Origin of the sequence: Sphingobacterium sp. UBA2480 (genome assembly GCF_002341965.1) — a bacterium.
Classification (GTDB): domain Bacteria; phylum Bacteroidota; class Bacteroidia; order Sphingobacteriales; family Sphingobacteriaceae; genus Sphingobacterium; species Sphingobacterium multivorum.
On record NZ_DDPA01000003.1, the window covers coordinates 384,325 to 401,197 of the forward strand.

Consider the following 16,873-nt stretch of genomic DNA (forward strand, 5'->3'; position numbering starts at 1 on the left):
TGTGCAAATAGATGCTATGCTAGCTAAACTCTTTTTCACGATCATATTTATCTGGATAGGTGGCCATTCCTTTGCGCAAACCATTATTACAGGCAAATTACTCGACGAAAATCAAAAACCGATCGCCAATGTCACCGTGTCTTATAAAAAGATCGGTTCTGCAGCTATATTGAGCTTTTCAAAAAGTGACGCCAGTGGAGCTTTCAAACTTATTGTTAAAGCTAGCGACGTAGATTCAGTACAGTTGGATTTTAATCATCTCAGCTACGCCAAACGTAGCGTACATGTTGTCAATGCGACCGCAAACTATGCTTATATTTTAAAAAGTGAGGTGCGGAAGATACAAGAGGTAAAGGTGTCGGATGTGCCAGTGTACAACCGAAAAGATACGATCAATTACAATGTAGCTTCTTTTACAGGAGCGCAAGATCGTGTAATAGGTGATATCATCAAGAAGCTTCCAGGTGTAGAGATGCGCAACGGTCAGATCTTTTACCAGGGCGAACCTATTCAACAGTATCGGGTCAATGGTTTGGACATGATGGGCGGACGTTACGGGCTTATCAATCAAAATCTTCCAGCAGATGCGGTTATGAAAGTCCAGATCCTTGAAAATCATCAACCCATCAAAATGTTGGATAAGTTGGTCCTTTCCAATCGCGCCACCCTTAATTTGCAGCTTAAGAAATTTACCACAACAGGTACCGGTAAATTAGGTCTTGGGGCAGCCCCCGGGCTTTGGGATGTTAATATTACGCCCATGACATTTGCCAAGACCTTTCAAATGCTCAATTCATTTCAGACGAACAATGTTGGCGATGATGTGTCACAGCAGTTAAAACCATTCTATTCAGGCACTGGTTATTTTACAGCGCGATCTCGCTTTTCAGATGGACCATCCTATCTCTCCATTCGTGAGGTAGCCACTCCTGGCTTCGATCAGAAAAAATGGTTGAAAAACCAAATCTTTCTAATGAGCAGCAATATGATTCAAAAGTTAAAGAATGGTTTCGAAGTCAAATGTAATTTTTCTTATTTTCATGATAATCGAAAACTGCAAGGATCTACGTCGACACAATATTTTACAAACAACGAAGTTATTCACAATCAGGAGGTGGTGGACAATCGCTATGGTATCGATGAGTTGAATATTGGGGTGCTGGTCGAAAAGAACGAGTCAAACGTTTTTTTTAGCAACAGTGCCAATTATCGTAAACATTGGAACAACAGTGTCGGCAATATTCTTTTTAATGAAGATATCCCGATACAGCAGGACAAAAAATTCTCAGACGAAGCCTTTCTCAATTCTTTTTCACTCGGCCGTTTTATAGGCAAACAGTTGGTCAATATCACGTCTACTTTAGAGTGGCACAGTACACCCCAACGTCTTTCGGTCAATCCCGGTCAATTTGAATCGTTGCTCAATGGCGGGATGCCCTATGATCAGATGGGACAGATCGTTCGATTTAAGAGCTTTAATTTTGAAAATGGCCTGAGTTTATCGCGCAAGATCAAAACCTGGACTTTCTCACCTAGCATCAACCTGAATTACAACAACAGTACGTTAAACAGCTATATCGAGCTGCATGATCAAGATGACATTCGCGTCCTGGATAGCGGTTATTTCAATGCTATGAATAGCGCGCAGCTGCAGCTACGGATGGCGCTCCAAATTGGAAAAGAAGCGCGGAAGTTTAAATACAGTTTTAATCTGCCATTCAGTCAATATCACTATAATGTCAAACAACAGGGTGTACAGCGTCTGAAAAATGAATTGCGGAGCAGCTGGAATCCGTCTGCTTCGGTGTCTTATCTGTTTAATGGAAAAAATACGATCAGTACCAACCTGAGTGGAGGTCGAACTTTTGGTGGGCTCGACAATTTCTATAATGGGTACATCATCAGTCAGTATCGCAGTATCCAAAAGTATGATGCACGCTTACTCAAGAATGAAGAGCTGAACACAGGAATACATTATGCGTATAAAAACACCTTGAAAGCAAGCTTTGCCAATCTGGGGTATAATTTCAGAAAAAGTTGGCGTGACTATATGTTTAGTACGGTATTGGACAGTATGGGCCGCAGCGCGACCAAAATTATTAATCAAGATGCACAGAGCCTGTCGCATGGGATCAGTGGTGGATTTTCCAAACTATTTGTTCGTATCAAAACTGTAGCAAAGTTAAACGGAAATTTCAGTTGGACTACTTCAGATTATTTGCTGAATGAGCAATTGGTCAAACAACATGTAAATAGTCAGTCATTCACACTTGAATTGATCAATTCGTCTTCATCGTTAATTTCTGGAGATTACCGAGTTGCCATGGGGCGGACCCACAATAGATTGGCCGCTGGACAGCGCAATGAGTTGTTGTATAACAATCATTTTTTCAATCTGGTAATTGCCCCTCATGATCTACATTTGATCACCTTGTCCAATTCATTATATGCAAATAATGTCAAGGCACAAAAGAGTCAGTATTTTATGGACGCAACTTATCGGTTCAGGCTAAGCCATTGGCATACCGATTTAGAGCTGACAGCAACCAATATCTTGAATAATAAAAACTATCTGCAGCAATTTTCCTCAGACTATGAGCTTATACAGAGTTATTTCGAACTCAGACCAAGACAGGTTTTGCTAGCAATGCGATTTAAAATTTAGTGTTTAACTCCCAAAGAATTTGTTAACTTAAGGCTCACAAACCCCGAAACTCCACTTATGACTGTCCTAAACAAGGAGGTGAAGGTCATCAAGGCCCGGAATTCTACATTGGCAGTTCGAGCACTGGGGCGGAGGATTTTGAATGGAGAATATGGTACGATATAATATCAAGTGGCTAACAGATAGATTTGAAAATGGAGATAGCTTCAAATTTCTCTTCTTTTGGGGGCATACAGGTAAGCAAAATCAGGAAGTTGGAAAATTTGTTTTCAGTCAATGGTATGAGAGTCCGTTTACCGTAGACAATATTACCTATAGGACTGCGGAACATTGGATGATGGCCCAAAAAGCATTGCTTTTTGATGATAAAAAGAACTTTGAGAAAATCATTAACTGTATTAAACCGGGTGAGGCCAAAGAGTTGGGAAGGCAAGTTGTAGGCTATGATGATCAGATTTGGAATGAACGCAAAGTTGAGATCGTTAAGAACGGAAACATCCATAAGTTTAATCAACATTGGGCGCTGGCCGAATACCTGTTAAAAACAGAAAATAGAGTTCTTGTTGAGGCAAGCCCCGTTGATACCATCTGGGGTATTGGACTTGCACAAGATGACGTCGATATTGAAAACATTTATTGTTGGCGTGGTCAAAATTTATTGGGCTTTGCATTGATGGAAGTACGGGATTTTCTAGGTCAATTTGGACAATTTCAAGTACTTCAAAACGCTATGCAGCCGCCTTGGTTGAAGTTTTCCGATAAGGACAGCAGAGATATGTTTTGGAGAATGGGAACTGGAGAAGAATATTTAAGGAAATTCAGTGCTTATTATAATAACCTGTCTAAAAGAGAACAAACCATATATCAACTGACCTATCCTCGTCCATATTCTTGGACGGATTTTTATTAACTTCGTATAAATAGAATTTTACAACTGGTGGTTTGCCAGTAATGAAAGACAAACCACTAGTGAATCATCTATTTATTAAAGCCACGCCGGGAGATGTGGCTTTTTTACGTCGAAAGGGCCTGATTCTCATCAGACCCTTTCTCTTAGCGTTTAGTTGTACAGTAATTTTTATGTTTCCTATCGTTTCCTCTTTTTTGTTTCATCATCCGATGTTTTTAAAGACTATTGGATTTTTACTGTACGACGCCAATTTTTATGTTGAACCTTTCTTTCGAAAGGTAGCTTGTAGCCGTTTTGTATTGTAAGAACAATAGCCAATTTGAAATAGTTTTATCAGCGTGATTTTTTTTATAAATTGTGTTGGCTTAAAATAGAAATCCCTTATTGGGAAATAAGAAATAAACCATAGATTTTGAGAAAGGACAAGAACTTTGAAAAGCACAAATTATATTGGCTGGCATTTGATCACCTAAAAAAAGCGCTTATAGCGGTAATCCGGAAGGTCAATATGATTATGCGCAACAGTTTGATTCAATTAGTTTTTTAGGTGTTAATAACCCATTATACAATCCAAAGAAATGTATCTATTGGTATACAAAATGCGCTACTGGTGGCTATGCAGAGGCTTATAATAACCTGGCGGATTTTTATGAAAGAGGCGAAGGGATTCGGCAAGATTTAAAGATGAGTTACGAATTATATAAAAGAGGAGCTGAACTTGAGTCAATTACTGCAAAATCAAATTTGAGAATATTTGAAAAGGATATTAACCAAGGGAAATATAGGTTATAATTTCTATTGTAAAGATTTTCTTTTTGATATTGTAAGTAATCTAAGGGATTGTTGCCAAAAATGAGTATTGTAGTTAATAAAAATGATGATGAAAATAAATAATGATGTATTCTTTCTATATTTAGTGATGATAGCTTATTCAATGGTAGGTTGTGCTGGAAATAATATTTGCATTAATCTGAATGAAAAAAAAATAGTATCAAAAGAAGGAGACATTGTACGTTTTGAAATAGAAGAAAACGATACTTCGTATTACTTTTTATTGAAGGGTAATGTAAGACATCAAAAGACTGTAGATTTAAAAGATATTTATAATAAAAACAGGGTAGATGAGTCGTTTCGGTTTGGTAAAATGAATTCTTTTTCATTGAAACCCAGAAGTACATATATTTTCACTAATAGAACAGTTTTTGATGCTAGCCGTGTTTCACTAAAATTTTATACGGATAGTATAGGAAATCTTCATAGTTTAGACAATCAAGTTTGTGAATGATGTGTATCAAACATCCAGGCTCTATGATTACTGTATTTAAGCAAGTAGGTGTTTTTGTTGACTCTTTTGAAGCAAAGAACAGATGTTTTCCACGAACCATTTTAAAAGTATTCAGCGTTTATAACCAAACTTATGCGCAATATGATAAAGATGATTTTTTATGAAAATAGAACGTATAATTAGTTGGTTTGATAGAAGAGATGAGGGGCTTATTGGTGAATTTAATATAGACGTTATACCTTTAGCTATTTTGAAGGAGACTTTTAGACCTCCGATTGAAGATCCTTTAATGTACAATCCGTATGATATTAATATAGCGGAATCTGAGATTCTAAAAAAATATGTAGACATTGAATTCGAATTTGATAAATATATATATCAAATTGATTGTTTTCAGGCTTGATAATTATGAGACTTTACAAATAGAAATATCAGCTTTTAGTAAAAAAGGATTGTAATGAAACAAATTGACAGTTTTTGAAATGGCTCTGCTTTTTGCCTTAGCGGAGAAATATTCGGTTTTGTTATACGTTGTTATTTGAATATTTTATGAGTTTTTCATTCAAGAGTCTGAATAGCTCCTTATGCCTTATAGCCATATTGCCGCTGCTAAGGTTGTATGGCGAACCATAATTCATATTAAACTGCATCATTTTCTTTTTGATCATGTTGGGCTCCTCATCTATCACTGCCTTACTATTTTTAATTAGGATAACGATAATAGGGGTTGAATAGATCGCTATTTCCTTAAAGCCACTGATATCTTGCCATCCGATAAAAGTTTTGTGTATATCGCCGATATGCAGCCCCTGATCCGTAATCTCAAGAAGTAGCCGGTTTGAAATCAAATATCGGACGAATACGATGGCGGCGAGACCAAAAAATAAAATACATAGGATACCGATCATCCTCGTTATTAGAGGTTCACCGTCAAAACTATCCGGATGCATTACAAAGAAAATACCACCTGCGACAAACAGTAGCGAACCAATTAGCATTAACAATGTTTTCTTTTTGTTGCTATACAAGCGAATTATATGCTCAGATTTATTTTCCATTATTTTAAATTTCTGGCTCATCCGAAACAATTAATATTCCGAAATTCTTGTCCGTAGCACCATATCTGTCCACAAGTTCCTTTTTTTCAATGATTGTTATGGATTTAAAAAATTTGTCATTAATAGCTGCGAGTTTTTCCTCATAGCCTTTATTAAGTAATTTTCCATGAAGGATGTAATGAAAACCGTCATCGCTGCCCTGGGACTCCAATAGATGCTTGAACGCTGATGATTTAGATTTGAAGTAGTTAAGAAAGCGTTTTCTGCAGAATTGCTTTGTTTCAACGTAGAGGGCTCCATTTGCATTACTGTCAATGTGTTTAAATGCTTGACTATCTTTATATACTTTGACTGAAGCTATGTCGTTAGGATTCAATTTTTGCAGGTCTGCTTGGCTTATCTGTACACTATCAACAAACATAATAGGTGCTCCTTTTGATGTCTTTGAGATCTGAACTGTAGTCTGGGCATAACCTAGTGAAAATAATGATACGAAAAGGACAGTAAATATTAGTTTTTTCATGTGGATTAATTCAGATATACGTAGGTTGCTTTGGGTCATTCTCATGCTTATTATAATTTAAAGGTTAAAGTGTTTTTCTGATACCCGTGTTTTGATATCTCGTTTATATGGTCTTTGTTAAATTTTGTATTTCCCTAAAAATAATGAACTACGCTATTTAAAACAATACGATAAATTCAATTATTTGATTTTTTTTGGTGGAAGTGTCATTATTCGACGTATTTCTATCAGCACCCTTAGTTGGATTTTATTGAATTTATGCCTCTTAAAAATGGTTGCTTTCTCAATTGCTGTTCATACTGTTTTTTGCTGATAAAAGGCCATAGCTCATGATCTCCTGTATGCATAAATTCTTCAAACTGCTGTTTCTGCTCATTTAGTTTTACGCCATAATGTTGTCCCAAAGTGAGAGCAGTAAATAACAAGTCTTTAAATGAAAACCTAAATAGCGGATTTATACGATCAAAGTAAGGCCACTCGTACTCAAAATCCGAATGTAGGAATAAAATAAACCGAGCAATGTCTTTCAGCTCTTTATCAGAAAGCTGGTTTTTACCAGTAAATTTATGATTTTCTAAATCGCTATATAAACACCAGCTTAATTCGAGCATTGGTCTTATGATAGGATCATCAAATTTGGCTTGTTTTGAAGAATAATAATATTCAGGAAGACAACCAAAGGATACATTGTCTATTATCTCTTCCTCAAAGTCATCATTGCTGATAAGTCCGACAGCTAAATGTCTTAAATGATACGCAAGAACCTTTCTACGTGTTAAGTCAACCATATTAGCATATTTTCTTAAAGATAAGAAAATATTTACCTCCCCATTCTCGCCATTCACCGAGTTTTCCTGATCGTTGGTCTAAAGCTAATAGGCTAGGGGCCTATTGTGTTGTAGTTTTGAGTCAACAAATAAGAACAAATAAGAACAGATAAACTAACAATATAAAATAAAGACATTATGAAGGCATTAGTAAAAACATTCGCAGCGGCAGCCTTAATCACAGTATCCACTTTCGCTATGGCAGCTGAAGGACCTGGAGCAAAAGCAACAAAAGCAAACGTTAACCTTTCCACAGCAGACTTGGCACTTGATCACTATGTTGCGGTCACTACGGAGGGAGAATCAGCAGGAGTAGATCAGTTATTTGCTGAAGATTTTAATCAAAAGATCCAATCTTCGAATGCACAGTCTTACAACCGTAGCGAAGTTGTTAAATCTTTTAAAAAGCAAAAAGGCGAGAAGATGAACTGTACAGTAAGCACCGATATCATCGAGGAATCGGCAGAATATATGGTTGCTAAAGTAACCTTGAAATTTGAGAATTTCACCAAAACAGATCTAGTTACCTTGGAGCGTCTGGGCAAGAACTGGAAAGTATCCAAATCAATTAATTCATATAAATAAATCTCAAGAACTAGTGCTCTGCGAAGCTATAGGTTTTTTGTTTCGTCATCCAATGTTTTTTAAGACTATTGGATTTTCACTGTACGACGCCAATTTTTATGTTGAACCTTTCTTTCGAAAGGCAGCTTGTAGCCGTTTTGTATTATAAGAACAACGGCTATTTGAAAATAGTTTTATTGGAATAAATTTTTTTGATAAATTGTATAGGCTTATTTATACTATATGAAGATCTTGCCTTCCTTTTTCATTTCAATTTATTTCTCCCATTGATTTCTGTCTGGATACATCTTGAGATCTTTGAATTCGTCAAAATCATTAAATAATTTAATACCTTTTAACAAATGAGTTCCATCTCGATCGGATTGCTTGAATGCTATTAATGCAAAGCGTTGATCGATCTTTTTACTTTGTATTTCAAATAAAACCTGAGATGAATTAACATTTATGCAAAAGGCTGAAACTGTGGCTCCTTTTAAAATAGTGTTCGTAGAATGGCTCCGTAAATAATCGACTATAGATCCTGATGAATCGATTTCTTTATACAGCATATCTTCGAAAGCTAATTTTTTCTCAATTGATATTGCATCCCAAGGATATTCTACAAAGGCTGTTGTAGGATTTTCGATAATAAAATCCTCAATTATTTTAGTGTCAACTCCCGCTAGGTGGATTCTTTTAGGTTCTTCTGGCAATTCCTCACTATCTTCTATCGTTATACCTCCTGTGGGAAATAAAAACAGTCCATTTTCGAGTTGAATATTTAATCTTAAGGCCAGCCATTCTTTTAAATTCTGACCATTTGTATTTAGAAATTCCTGGGCGTGCTGCTGAATCTGTGCGAAATATGTTTGATTGGGGTTAAAGTATCCATATAGGCCTCCCATAGAAAAATCCCCAGCTTCTAGTTGTGCTGACCCTATGATTTTATCATATGAATAGATGATAGCCGTTGTATAATCCGCTGCTTTTTTAGAAATAGTATTTCCATCAAATCCGATAGCATAAAAAATTGATTGGAAGTCAACCAGTTGTATACTTTTCGGTAATACTGTCACTTCTTGATGGCCATTATTATTTACCCAGATATCGTGTCCTCCAAATCGCCATTTTATTTCTCCGAGTTTTGTTATTCTTGTGATTTCGAGTTCACCATGAACGAGCAGATCATCTTCTAATTTCTGAACACTGAAATTCGTTATATGATCTACTTGTCCTGTCCATTTGAGTGTTAAGTCTGGTATATTTAAATAATACAGTTTATTCCCCGCGCAAATATAAAGCACACTTTCCTCGATTATAAAGGAGGATTCGCTCAATCCTGTGAAAACCCCTGTATCACAAAGAATGGCACTAGCCACTTCATCTTGACCATGATTTACTAAAATGGCAATGTTAGATACGTTGCTATATCGATCACGAGAATCATCAACATATACCTGTTTGTAGCGTCTGAGATTATCGGCAGACTCAACTGTATATTGGTGATCGGTATAGATTAATATTTTATAGTGTTGATGGTAAATTTCAATCATTTGGACTTGTGGAAGCTTTTGCTATTAAAGATAGCTGTTATAGTCTGATTATCGAAAATTCAATGCTTTATTCTAAACCCTTTCCTCTCCCCATTTCCGCCATTCACCGAGTTTTCCTGAGCGTTGGTCTAAAGCCGGTAGGCTAGGGGCCTATTGTATTGTAATTTTGAGTCAACAAATAAGAACAAAAAACTAACATAATAAAATAAAGACATTATGAGAACGCTAGTAAAAACATTCGCAGCAGTAGCCCTAATCGCAGTATCCACATTTGCTATGGCAGCTGAAGGACCGGGAAAAAAATCGGCAAAAGCAAACGTTAGCCTTTCCACAGGAGACTTGGCACTCGATCACTACGTTGCAGTAACTACAGAGGGAGAATCAGCAGGAGTAGAGCAGTTATTCGCCGACGATTTCAGCCAAAAGATCCAAGCTACCAATGCACAGTCTAACAGCCGTAGTGCCGTAGTTAAACTATTGAAAAAGCAAAAAGGCGAAAAGCTGAACTGTACAGTAAGCACCGATATCATCGATGAATCGGCAGACTATATGGTTGCTAAAGTGACTTTGAAATTTGAGAATTTCACCAAAACAGATCTAGTTACCTTGGAACGTGTGGGCAATGATTGGAAAGTATCCAGATCGATCAATTCGTATAAATAAGAGCCATCTCAAGTAAATATATAAATGTTATGACACCACATCGAATGATGTGGTGTTTTTTCTAAAAATGATATTTTCTTTTGATTGCTAATTTTTTTAGATTTTTATATATTTGAGAAATAATCCTTTATACATGGAGCAGCGTTTTGTAGAAATTATTCAGCTTATTAAAGAATCTCAATCTAAAGCTATTAAGGCAGTTAATACGGAATTAATGAATTTATATTGGCGTATTGGAAAGTATATTAGCGCGCGGATTGAAACTTCCGAATGGGGACAGTCGGTCGTCAAAGAATTGGCTTTTTTCATTAAACAGCACGAACCTGAATTGAAAGGTTTTTCAGATAAGAATCTTTGGCGAATGAAACAGTTTTACGAAACGTATCGCAGCAGTGAAAAACTCTCGGCATTGACGAGAGAATTGAGTTGGACAAATAATGTTTTAATTTTTAGCCGTACCAAGACAGTTGAAGAAAAGGAATTTTATTTGAAGCTAACTATCGAGGAAAAATATAGTTCCAGGGAGTTGGAGCGACAGATTAATAGTTCTGTCTTTGAGCGCACAATGATTGGAAATGCAAAACTCTCGTCACTGCCGAGAGAATTTGAGGTAGACATTAATAAAGCGTTTAAAGATAGCTACGTTTTTGACTTTTTAAATTTACCAGAATCCTATAATGAAGGAGATCTTCAAAAAGGGCTGCTTCGTCAGATGAAAGATTTTATTCTTGAGCTAGGGCGAGACTTCCTATTTATTGACCAAGAATATAAAGTACAAGTGGGAAATTCTGACTTTTATATTGATCTACTTTTTTTTCATAGAGGATTACAGTGCTTAGTGGCATTTGAATTAAAAGTAGATAAATTTAAGCCCGAGCATCTTGGTCAGTTGAATTTTTATCTAGAGGCTCTTGATCGAGACGTTAAGCGATCCAATGAGAACGCAAGTATTGGTGTTCTATTATGTAAAGATAAAGATAGTGAGGTGGTTGAGTATGCTTTGAGCCGCAGTCTTTCACCAACAGTAGTCGCGGAATATAAAACACAATTACCCGATAAAAAGCTACTTCAACAAAAGTTACACGAATTATTTGAACAGGCTGATAATAGTGATATTTAGATTGTTATTTGTTACTATATATCGTCGGTGTAATTACCTCTTCCTTCCCCGTCACTCATCGAGTATTCCTGATCGTTGGTCTAAAGCCAGTAGGCTTGGGGCCTATTGTATTGTAGCTTTGAGTCAACAAATAAGAACAATAACCATCATGAGCATCGATGGAAATGCTAATGATAGCTTCATCACAAATGAAGAACAAATTATTTAGATGAAAAAACTAACACTATAAAAAGTAAATCATCTATTTATTATGGTCACGTCGTTAGATGTTGCTTTTTTTGAGGATACCTTACTCACCTAATGCCCTGACGATGGCCATGCCTACAGCCTTGGCTGATTGTGGATTTTGGCCAGTGATCAATCTACCGTCAACGGTGACATGGGACTGCCAAGGTTCGGATTTTTCATAAATCCCACCTATTGCTTTTAGTCTATCTTCTAGTAAAAAGGGAACAACATTGCTGAGCTTTACAAGCTCTTCTTCTTCGTTGCTAAAGCCATTAACTTTTTTCCCTTTTATCAAATATTCGCCGGTGCTCAGTTTGATGTTGGTTAAGCCTGCAGGTCCATGACATACAGCTGCAATGACCCCATTTGCCTCGTATATTTTGCTGGCAATCTTTGCGATTGATGAGTCGAAAGGAAGATCCCACATCGCACCATGTCCTCCGGCATAAAAGATAGCTTTATATTCTTCAGGTTTGACCTGAGAAGGTTTGAGTGAATGGGTAATTTTACTGTGGTAGTATTTATCCTCCCAGAATTTTTTGTTAACGGGATCATTTAGGTCAAATCCATCCACAGGTGGATTTCCGCCCTGTGGGCTAACAAAATCAATCTCATATCCGGCAGCTGTTAAAACCTCCCATGGATGCGAGACTTCCCCGAGATAATAACCTGTTTTTTCGCCTGTATTGCCTTTTGTATCGTGGCTAGTCACTACGAATAGAATTTTTGGTTTTCGGTTTGTTGCATAGCAATGCGTTACTATTAAGATTAATAAAGCCGAAAATATTCCTATTTGCCTAAAGAGTTGTTTTGCTTTCATATTGCTTTGATTTTCTTCTTGTTGGAACAAATTTCTTGATTTTGTATGGTAATTTACCGTGACCTACATCACAAAATTAAAATTCACCTCCCCATTCCTGCCATTCACCGAGTTTTCCGGTCTGTTAGTCTAAAGGCCATAGGCTAGGGGCCTATTGTGTTGTAGTTTTGAGTCAACAAATAAGAACAGATAAACTAACAATATAAAATAAAGACATTATGAACTCATTAGTAAAAACATTCGCAGCGGCAGCCTTAATCACAGTATCAACTTTCGCTATGGCAGCTGAAGGACCGGGAACAAAATCGGCAAAAGCAAACGTTAACCTTTCCACAGCGGACTTGGCTTTAGATCACTACGTTGCGGTAACGACAGAGGGAGAATCAGCAGGAGTAGAGCAGTTGTTTGCAGCTGATTTCAATCAAAAGATCCAAACTACCAATGCGCAGTCTAACAGCCGTAGCGAAGTGGTTAAATCCTTGAAAAAGCAAAAAGGAGAGAAGCTGAACTGTACAGTAAGCACAGACATCTTAGAAGAATCCGCAGACTATATGGTGGCTAAAGTGACGTTGAAATTTGAGAATTTCACTAAAACAGATCTAGTTACCTTGGAGCGTGTAGGCAATGACTGGAAAGTTTCCAAATCAATCAATTCGTATAAGTAGAAGCCATCCCAAATAAATATATATGTTGTAGAGCCATATCGGAAGATGTGGCTTTTTTTGTTTTGGCGTATAGACAACATCCATGGTAAAGAGATATGTCTTTTTTTTGCCTTTTATCAAATTTTTGATCTTAAAAGAAGGGTAGCTTTGGGATATTAAATAAATCAATTATGAAAAAGCATAGTTTCTTAATGGAAAGACTAGTAAAATATAAAGCGTTTATTAATATCATTATAATATTGCTTTTGTTGCTTTTACCTCTACCGGGTGAAAAATTTACGCTCCTTTTTTTTATGGTGTTATTTCTTGCTCTATTTCAGTTTTTTACTTGCCTGAATTATGTTGATTTCATCAACATGTGGGACTTAGTTGTTCAAGCTCTACTGGCGGTTATTTATATTCTAATCTGTACAACAGTTTTACTGCATTCGTTATATATCGTAAAAAGAAGACTGGGAACTACATTAGATAGGATATTTTCGATAGTTATAGGGATAGCAGGTCTTTATAGCCTACATGCTGTCTTACAATACCCGGATATGTTTTCTTTTGCTTGGCTTGCATTATTTTTCATTTTCAATATAATGAGATGGATGCTTATAACAAAGGCTGATTATTAGCGGATGATATGTTTATTGGAGCAAATAAAGGATCCCGAAAACTAGGGGTAGTACGTTTTAGTTTAGAAGCCAGATCCTGAAATCTGGCTTTTTACGTCAAAAGGGCCTGACTCTCATCAGACCCTTTCTCTTAGCGTTTATTTGTACAGTAATTTTTATGTTTCCTATCGTTTCCTCTTTTTTGTTTCGTCATCCAATGTTTTTAAAGACTATTGGATTTTCACTGTACGACGCCAATTTTTATGTTGAACCTTTCCTTCGAAAGGTAGTTTGTAGCCGTTTTATATTGTAAGAACAATAGTCAATTTGAAATAGTTTTATTGGAGTGATTTTTAGTTACGTTGGAGCGTGTGGGGAATGAATGGAAAGTTTCCAAATCAATCAATTCCTATAATTAAGAGCCATCCCTTACAAATATACAAGTTGTGAAGCCATGTCTCAGGATGTGGCTTTTTCTATTTTAGCCGCTCTCCATTCTTTTAAATTTTTTTCAACAAATTCTGTTTAAAGAGGGGGCAAATTAAGTGTTTAAACAAAACTTGTTCAGTGATCGCCAGTGATTACTTAATGTAAACTGAATAACAAGTGATTAATTATTATCTAAAAACTGATTGAAAATTGTGAATAAGTATAAGTTAATATTTGAATGTATCAGTTTTAATGCATATCTTATTTTAACAAGGGCAATGCATTGGACACGGAAAAATCTACAATTTGGAACTTAGAGAGCCCATTAATTGCAAAATATTCTATAGCCTATTTATTCTATTTAAAAGGTTTTTGTTAGCGGAAGATGATTATGAACCGGCTACTTTTTTTGTTCCTTTGAACGGAAAATGATTGGTAAGTGCGATGTGAAAAAGAAAGCTTAAAATGACTATTTCTAAAATAGATTGAGCCTTATTTAAGGTCACGCCACGAGATGTGGCTTTTTTGCGTGCCTATCTTGCTCTGTTTTCAAACTAAGATTTATTATTTAAGTAATTAATCAATGAAAAAATTTTTCTTTTTATCTTATATTTGAGCATGATGAGATCTTCTTTACTTATTGTACTATCGTTTTTTACGTTCTGTTTTAGTGCAGTTGCCCAAAATAAGGACATCCTGCAATTAACAAATGCTTTTATTGATACAGTTAAATCCAATGCATATTCCAGTGCCAATGTAAATTGGGACTCTATTGCTCCGATTATCATCAAGAAAAGTTGTGGTATTAAAGAAGCTAAAGATTTACTCCCCTTATTCAAGACGGTTCTGAGTGATCTCCGGGATGTGCATTCTTCTATACAATATCATGAGACCGATACGAGCATCAAAGCGGATTTTATGGTTCAGTTGCGTCAGATGGCGAAGATGACTGATTCAGATGCAGGCCTGCCACCCAAAAATTTTAGATATGATATGATTGACAGAAAATATGCTTATATAAATATTCCTCCAGTTAGGTTGGAGCAGGCAAAATATATAGATACTATTGGAAAACAGCTCAAATTTTTGGATGATAATAATCCCCAAGCTTGGATAATAGACCTTACCGAAAACAGTGGTGGAGCCAACTATCCCATGATATGGCATTTTGCGTCATTAATTGACGTCGATTACAGCTATTCAGATGTTTTGAATAAAGGGGAGGAAAAAAAGATTTCGGTAGTTCTTAAACCAGAAGGGGAACAAGCTAAGCAAGTATATGATATTTTAGAGCTAGATCCCAAAAAACGTCCGCCCATTAAATTGAAGAATACGCAAGTTCCCATTATTATTTTGACCAGTTATTATACCGCCAGTGCTGCCGAGGCATTTTTATTACATTTTAAAGGACAGAAAAATGTGATAACGGTTGGTCAAAAGACATACGGTCTCACATCGACCAATCAATATTATGAGATTGGGAATAATTTTTCGCTGGATTTGACTATAAGTGTTTTAAAAGACCGTAATGGGAAAAAATATAAAATTAACGAAGGAGTGAATCCTGATTTTCTTTTGCCATTTGATCTTTCAAATATTAAAACCACGAATCAATTATTAGAAGCGGTGATTAATAGTAAGAAAGACTATATTGAGAAAGCTTTGGAAATTCTAAGCAAGCGAAGTAATTTCTCTTTATGAAAATACATAGATTCACATAGCGTATTTTTATAGCAAACGATCATTATTCAAATAAAGACCATAAGATCATTACAACAGTAAAAAATAATCATTGCAGTGAGTCTTTTCACCTCCCCATTCCTTCCATTCACCGAGTTTTCTTGATTGTTGGTCTAAAGCCTGTAGGCTAGAGGCCTATTGTGTTGTAGTTTTGAGTCAACAAATAAGAACAGATAAACTAACACAATAAAATAAAGACATTATGAAAACTCTAGTAAAAACATTCGCAGCAGCAGCCCTAATCGCCGTATCAACTTTCGCTATGGCAGCTGAAGGACCGGGTTCCAAATCAGCAAAAGCAAACGTTAACCTTTCTACAGCAGACTTTGCCCTTGAGCATTATGTTGCAGTGACGACAGAAGGTGAATCTGCAGGCGTAGAGCAGTTATTTGCAGCTGATTTTAATCAAAAGATCCAAGCAACCAATGTGCAGTCTAACAGCCGTAGCGAAGTGGTTAAATCTTTGAAGAAACAAAACGGAGAAAAGCTGAATTGTGTAGTAAGCACAGACATCTTAGAAGAATCGGCAGACTATATGGTAGCTAAAGTCACGTTGAAATTTGAGAACTTCACCAAAACAGATCTGGTTACGTTGGAGCGTGTGGGCAATGACTGGAAAGTATCCAAATCGATCAATTCTTATAAATAGGAGCCATCCCTTACAAATATATATGTTGTGAAGCCATGTCGTGAGATGTGGCTTTTTTACGTCAAAAGGGCCTGATTCTCATCAGACCCTTTCTCTTAGCGTTTATTTGTACAGTAATTTTTATGTTTCCTATTGTTTCCTCTTTTTTGTTTCGTCATCCAATGTTTTTAAAGACTATTGGATTTTCACTGTACGACGCCAATTTTTATGTTGGACCTTTCTTTCAAAAGGTAGCTTGTAGCCGTTTTGTATTGTAAGAACAATAGTCATTTCTAAATAGTTTTATTGGAGTAAATTCAAAGTTTAAAAAAAATGAATAAATTAGATTTGAAAAGTTTTGATGCTCAAGACTTGAGTGTTAATGAAATGTCGACAATCGATGGTGGAAGATTTATTGGCGACTTTTTTTTAAAGTAAAGTTGCAGATCTTATTGTAGACTCTATTGGATATAGTATGAATAATCCTGAGCCAGGCTGGAATTCCACATCTTTTGGTCACTACGGAGGAGCTAGACCCTAGTATTAGATAAGGAGACGCCGTTCTCCTTATGAAAAGGGAGTGTAACACCAACTGT

Annotated in this window: 17 protein-coding genes; 12 read left to right on the plus strand and 5 right to left on the minus strand. The window is 36.2% G+C overall.

All coding sequences use genetic code 11. The features are described 5' to 3' along the window. Positions 1 to 16: 16 nt before the first annotated feature. From B3600_RS07450 to B3600_RS07465, 5 genes are all read left to right on the plus strand, one after another. A complete protein-coding gene (locus B3600_RS07450) occupies positions 17 to 2,665 on the plus strand; it encodes a hypothetical protein (protein ID WP_286752576.1) in 2,649 nt (882 codons plus the stop codon). A gap of 151 nt (positions 2,666 to 2,816) precedes the next feature. Further along, positions 2,817 to 3,575: an NADAR family protein gene (locus B3600_RS07455; protein WP_286752577.1), complete on the plus strand. Its 759-nt coding sequence runs from the start codon at positions 2,817 to 2,819 to the stop codon at positions 3,573 to 3,575. Between the two features lie 582 nt (positions 3,576 to 4,157). After that, positions 4,158 to 4,367 carry a hypothetical protein gene (locus tag B3600_RS25570; RefSeq protein ID WP_376749826.1) on the plus strand — a complete coding sequence of 70 codons (210 nt, stop codon included), beginning with the start codon at positions 4,158 to 4,160 and terminating at the stop codon, positions 4,365 to 4,367. A gap of 82 nt (positions 4,368 to 4,449) precedes the next feature. Beyond that, on the plus strand, positions 4,450 to 4,860 hold the full coding sequence (locus B3600_RS07460; protein ID WP_286752578.1) for a hypothetical protein: 411 nt from the start codon (positions 4,450 to 4,452) through the stop codon (positions 4,858 to 4,860). A gap of 160 nt (positions 4,861 to 5,020) precedes the next feature. Further along, positions 5,021 to 5,263, plus strand: coding sequence for a DUF7683 domain-containing protein (locus B3600_RS07465; protein ID WP_286752579.1), 243 nt, complete (start codon positions 5,021 to 5,023; stop codon positions 5,261 to 5,263). 121 nt (positions 5,264 to 5,384) lie between these two features. Here B3600_RS07465 and B3600_RS07470 read toward each other — a convergent pair whose 3' ends face one another. The 3 genes from B3600_RS07470 to B3600_RS07480 all read right to left on the minus strand — a co-directional run bounded on the left by B3600_RS07470 (position 5,385) and on the right by B3600_RS07480 (position 7,229). Further along, positions 5,385 to 5,918, minus strand: coding sequence for an STM3941 family protein (locus B3600_RS07470; protein ID WP_286752580.1), 534 nt, complete (start codon positions 5,916 to 5,918; stop codon positions 5,385 to 5,387). 4 nt (positions 5,919 to 5,922) lie between these two features. Next, positions 5,923 to 6,441, minus strand: a complete 519-nt coding sequence (locus B3600_RS07475; RefSeq protein WP_286752581.1) for a hypothetical protein — start codon at positions 6,439 to 6,441, stop codon at positions 5,923 to 5,925. A 236-nt stretch (positions 6,442 to 6,677) separates the two neighbouring features. Next, positions 6,678 to 7,229, minus strand: coding sequence for a hypothetical protein (locus B3600_RS07480; protein ID WP_286752582.1), 552 nt, complete (start codon positions 7,227 to 7,229; stop codon positions 6,678 to 6,680). Positions 7,230 to 7,406: 177 nt separating this feature from the next. Here B3600_RS07480 and B3600_RS07485 point away from each other — a divergent pair, with 177 nt between their 5' ends. After that, on the plus strand, positions 7,407 to 7,853 hold the full coding sequence (locus B3600_RS07485; RefSeq protein WP_286752583.1) for a nuclear transport factor 2 family protein: 447 nt from the start codon (positions 7,407 to 7,409) through the stop codon (positions 7,851 to 7,853). Between the two features lie 254 nt (positions 7,854 to 8,107). Here B3600_RS07485 and B3600_RS07490 read toward each other — a convergent pair whose 3' ends face one another. Beyond that, the gene (locus B3600_RS07490) at positions 8,108 to 9,385 is read right to left on the minus strand and encodes a hypothetical protein (RefSeq protein WP_286752584.1); all 1,278 of its coding nucleotides are present in this window, start codon (positions 9,383 to 9,385) and stop codon (positions 8,108 to 8,110) included. A gap of 216 nt (positions 9,386 to 9,601) precedes the next feature. On the opposite strand from B3600_RS07490, the gene B3600_RS07495 reads away from it, so the two are divergent. Both B3600_RS07495 and B3600_RS07500 read left to right on the plus strand, forming a co-directional pair. Further along, positions 9,602 to 10,048 (plus strand): nuclear transport factor 2 family protein, encoded by a 447-nt coding sequence (locus tag B3600_RS07495; protein ID WP_286752585.1) that lies wholly within the window; start codon positions 9,602 to 9,604, stop codon positions 10,046 to 10,048. Between the two features lie 133 nt (positions 10,049 to 10,181). Then, positions 10,182 to 11,168: a PDDEXK nuclease domain-containing protein gene (locus B3600_RS07500; protein ID WP_286752586.1), complete on the plus strand. Its 987-nt coding sequence runs from the start codon at positions 10,182 to 10,184 to the stop codon at positions 11,166 to 11,168. A 289-nt stretch (positions 11,169 to 11,457) separates the two neighbouring features. Here the strand turns inward: B3600_RS07500 and B3600_RS07505 are convergent, their stop codons facing one another. Continuing rightward, the gene (locus B3600_RS07505; RefSeq protein ID WP_286752587.1) at positions 11,458 to 12,216 is read right to left on the minus strand and encodes a type 1 glutamine amidotransferase domain-containing protein; all 759 of its coding nucleotides are present in this window, start codon (positions 12,214 to 12,216) and stop codon (positions 11,458 to 11,460) included. A gap of 218 nt (positions 12,217 to 12,434) precedes the next feature. On the opposite strand from B3600_RS07505, the gene B3600_RS07510 reads away from it, so the two are divergent. The 4 genes from B3600_RS07510 (at position 12,435) to B3600_RS07525 (ending at position 16,298) form a co-directional block, all read left to right on the plus strand. After that, positions 12,435 to 12,881 carry a nuclear transport factor 2 family protein gene (locus B3600_RS07510; RefSeq protein ID WP_286752588.1) on the plus strand — a complete coding sequence of 149 codons (447 nt, stop codon included), beginning with the start codon at positions 12,435 to 12,437 and terminating at the stop codon, positions 12,879 to 12,881. Positions 12,882 to 13,051: 170 nt separating this feature from the next. Beyond that, positions 13,052 to 13,501, plus strand: a complete 450-nt coding sequence (locus tag B3600_RS07515; RefSeq protein ID WP_286752589.1) for a hypothetical protein — start codon at positions 13,052 to 13,054, stop codon at positions 13,499 to 13,501. Positions 13,502 to 14,527: 1,026 nt separating this feature from the next. After that, on the plus strand, positions 14,528 to 15,610 hold the full coding sequence (locus B3600_RS07520; RefSeq protein WP_286752590.1) for a S41 family peptidase: 1,083 nt from the start codon (positions 14,528 to 14,530) through the stop codon (positions 15,608 to 15,610). Positions 15,611 to 15,851: 241 nt separating this feature from the next. Continuing rightward, positions 15,852 to 16,298 (plus strand): nuclear transport factor 2 family protein, encoded by a 447-nt coding sequence (locus B3600_RS07525; protein WP_286752591.1) that lies wholly within the window; start codon positions 15,852 to 15,854, stop codon positions 16,296 to 16,298. Positions 16,299 to 16,873: the final 575 nt, after the last annotated feature.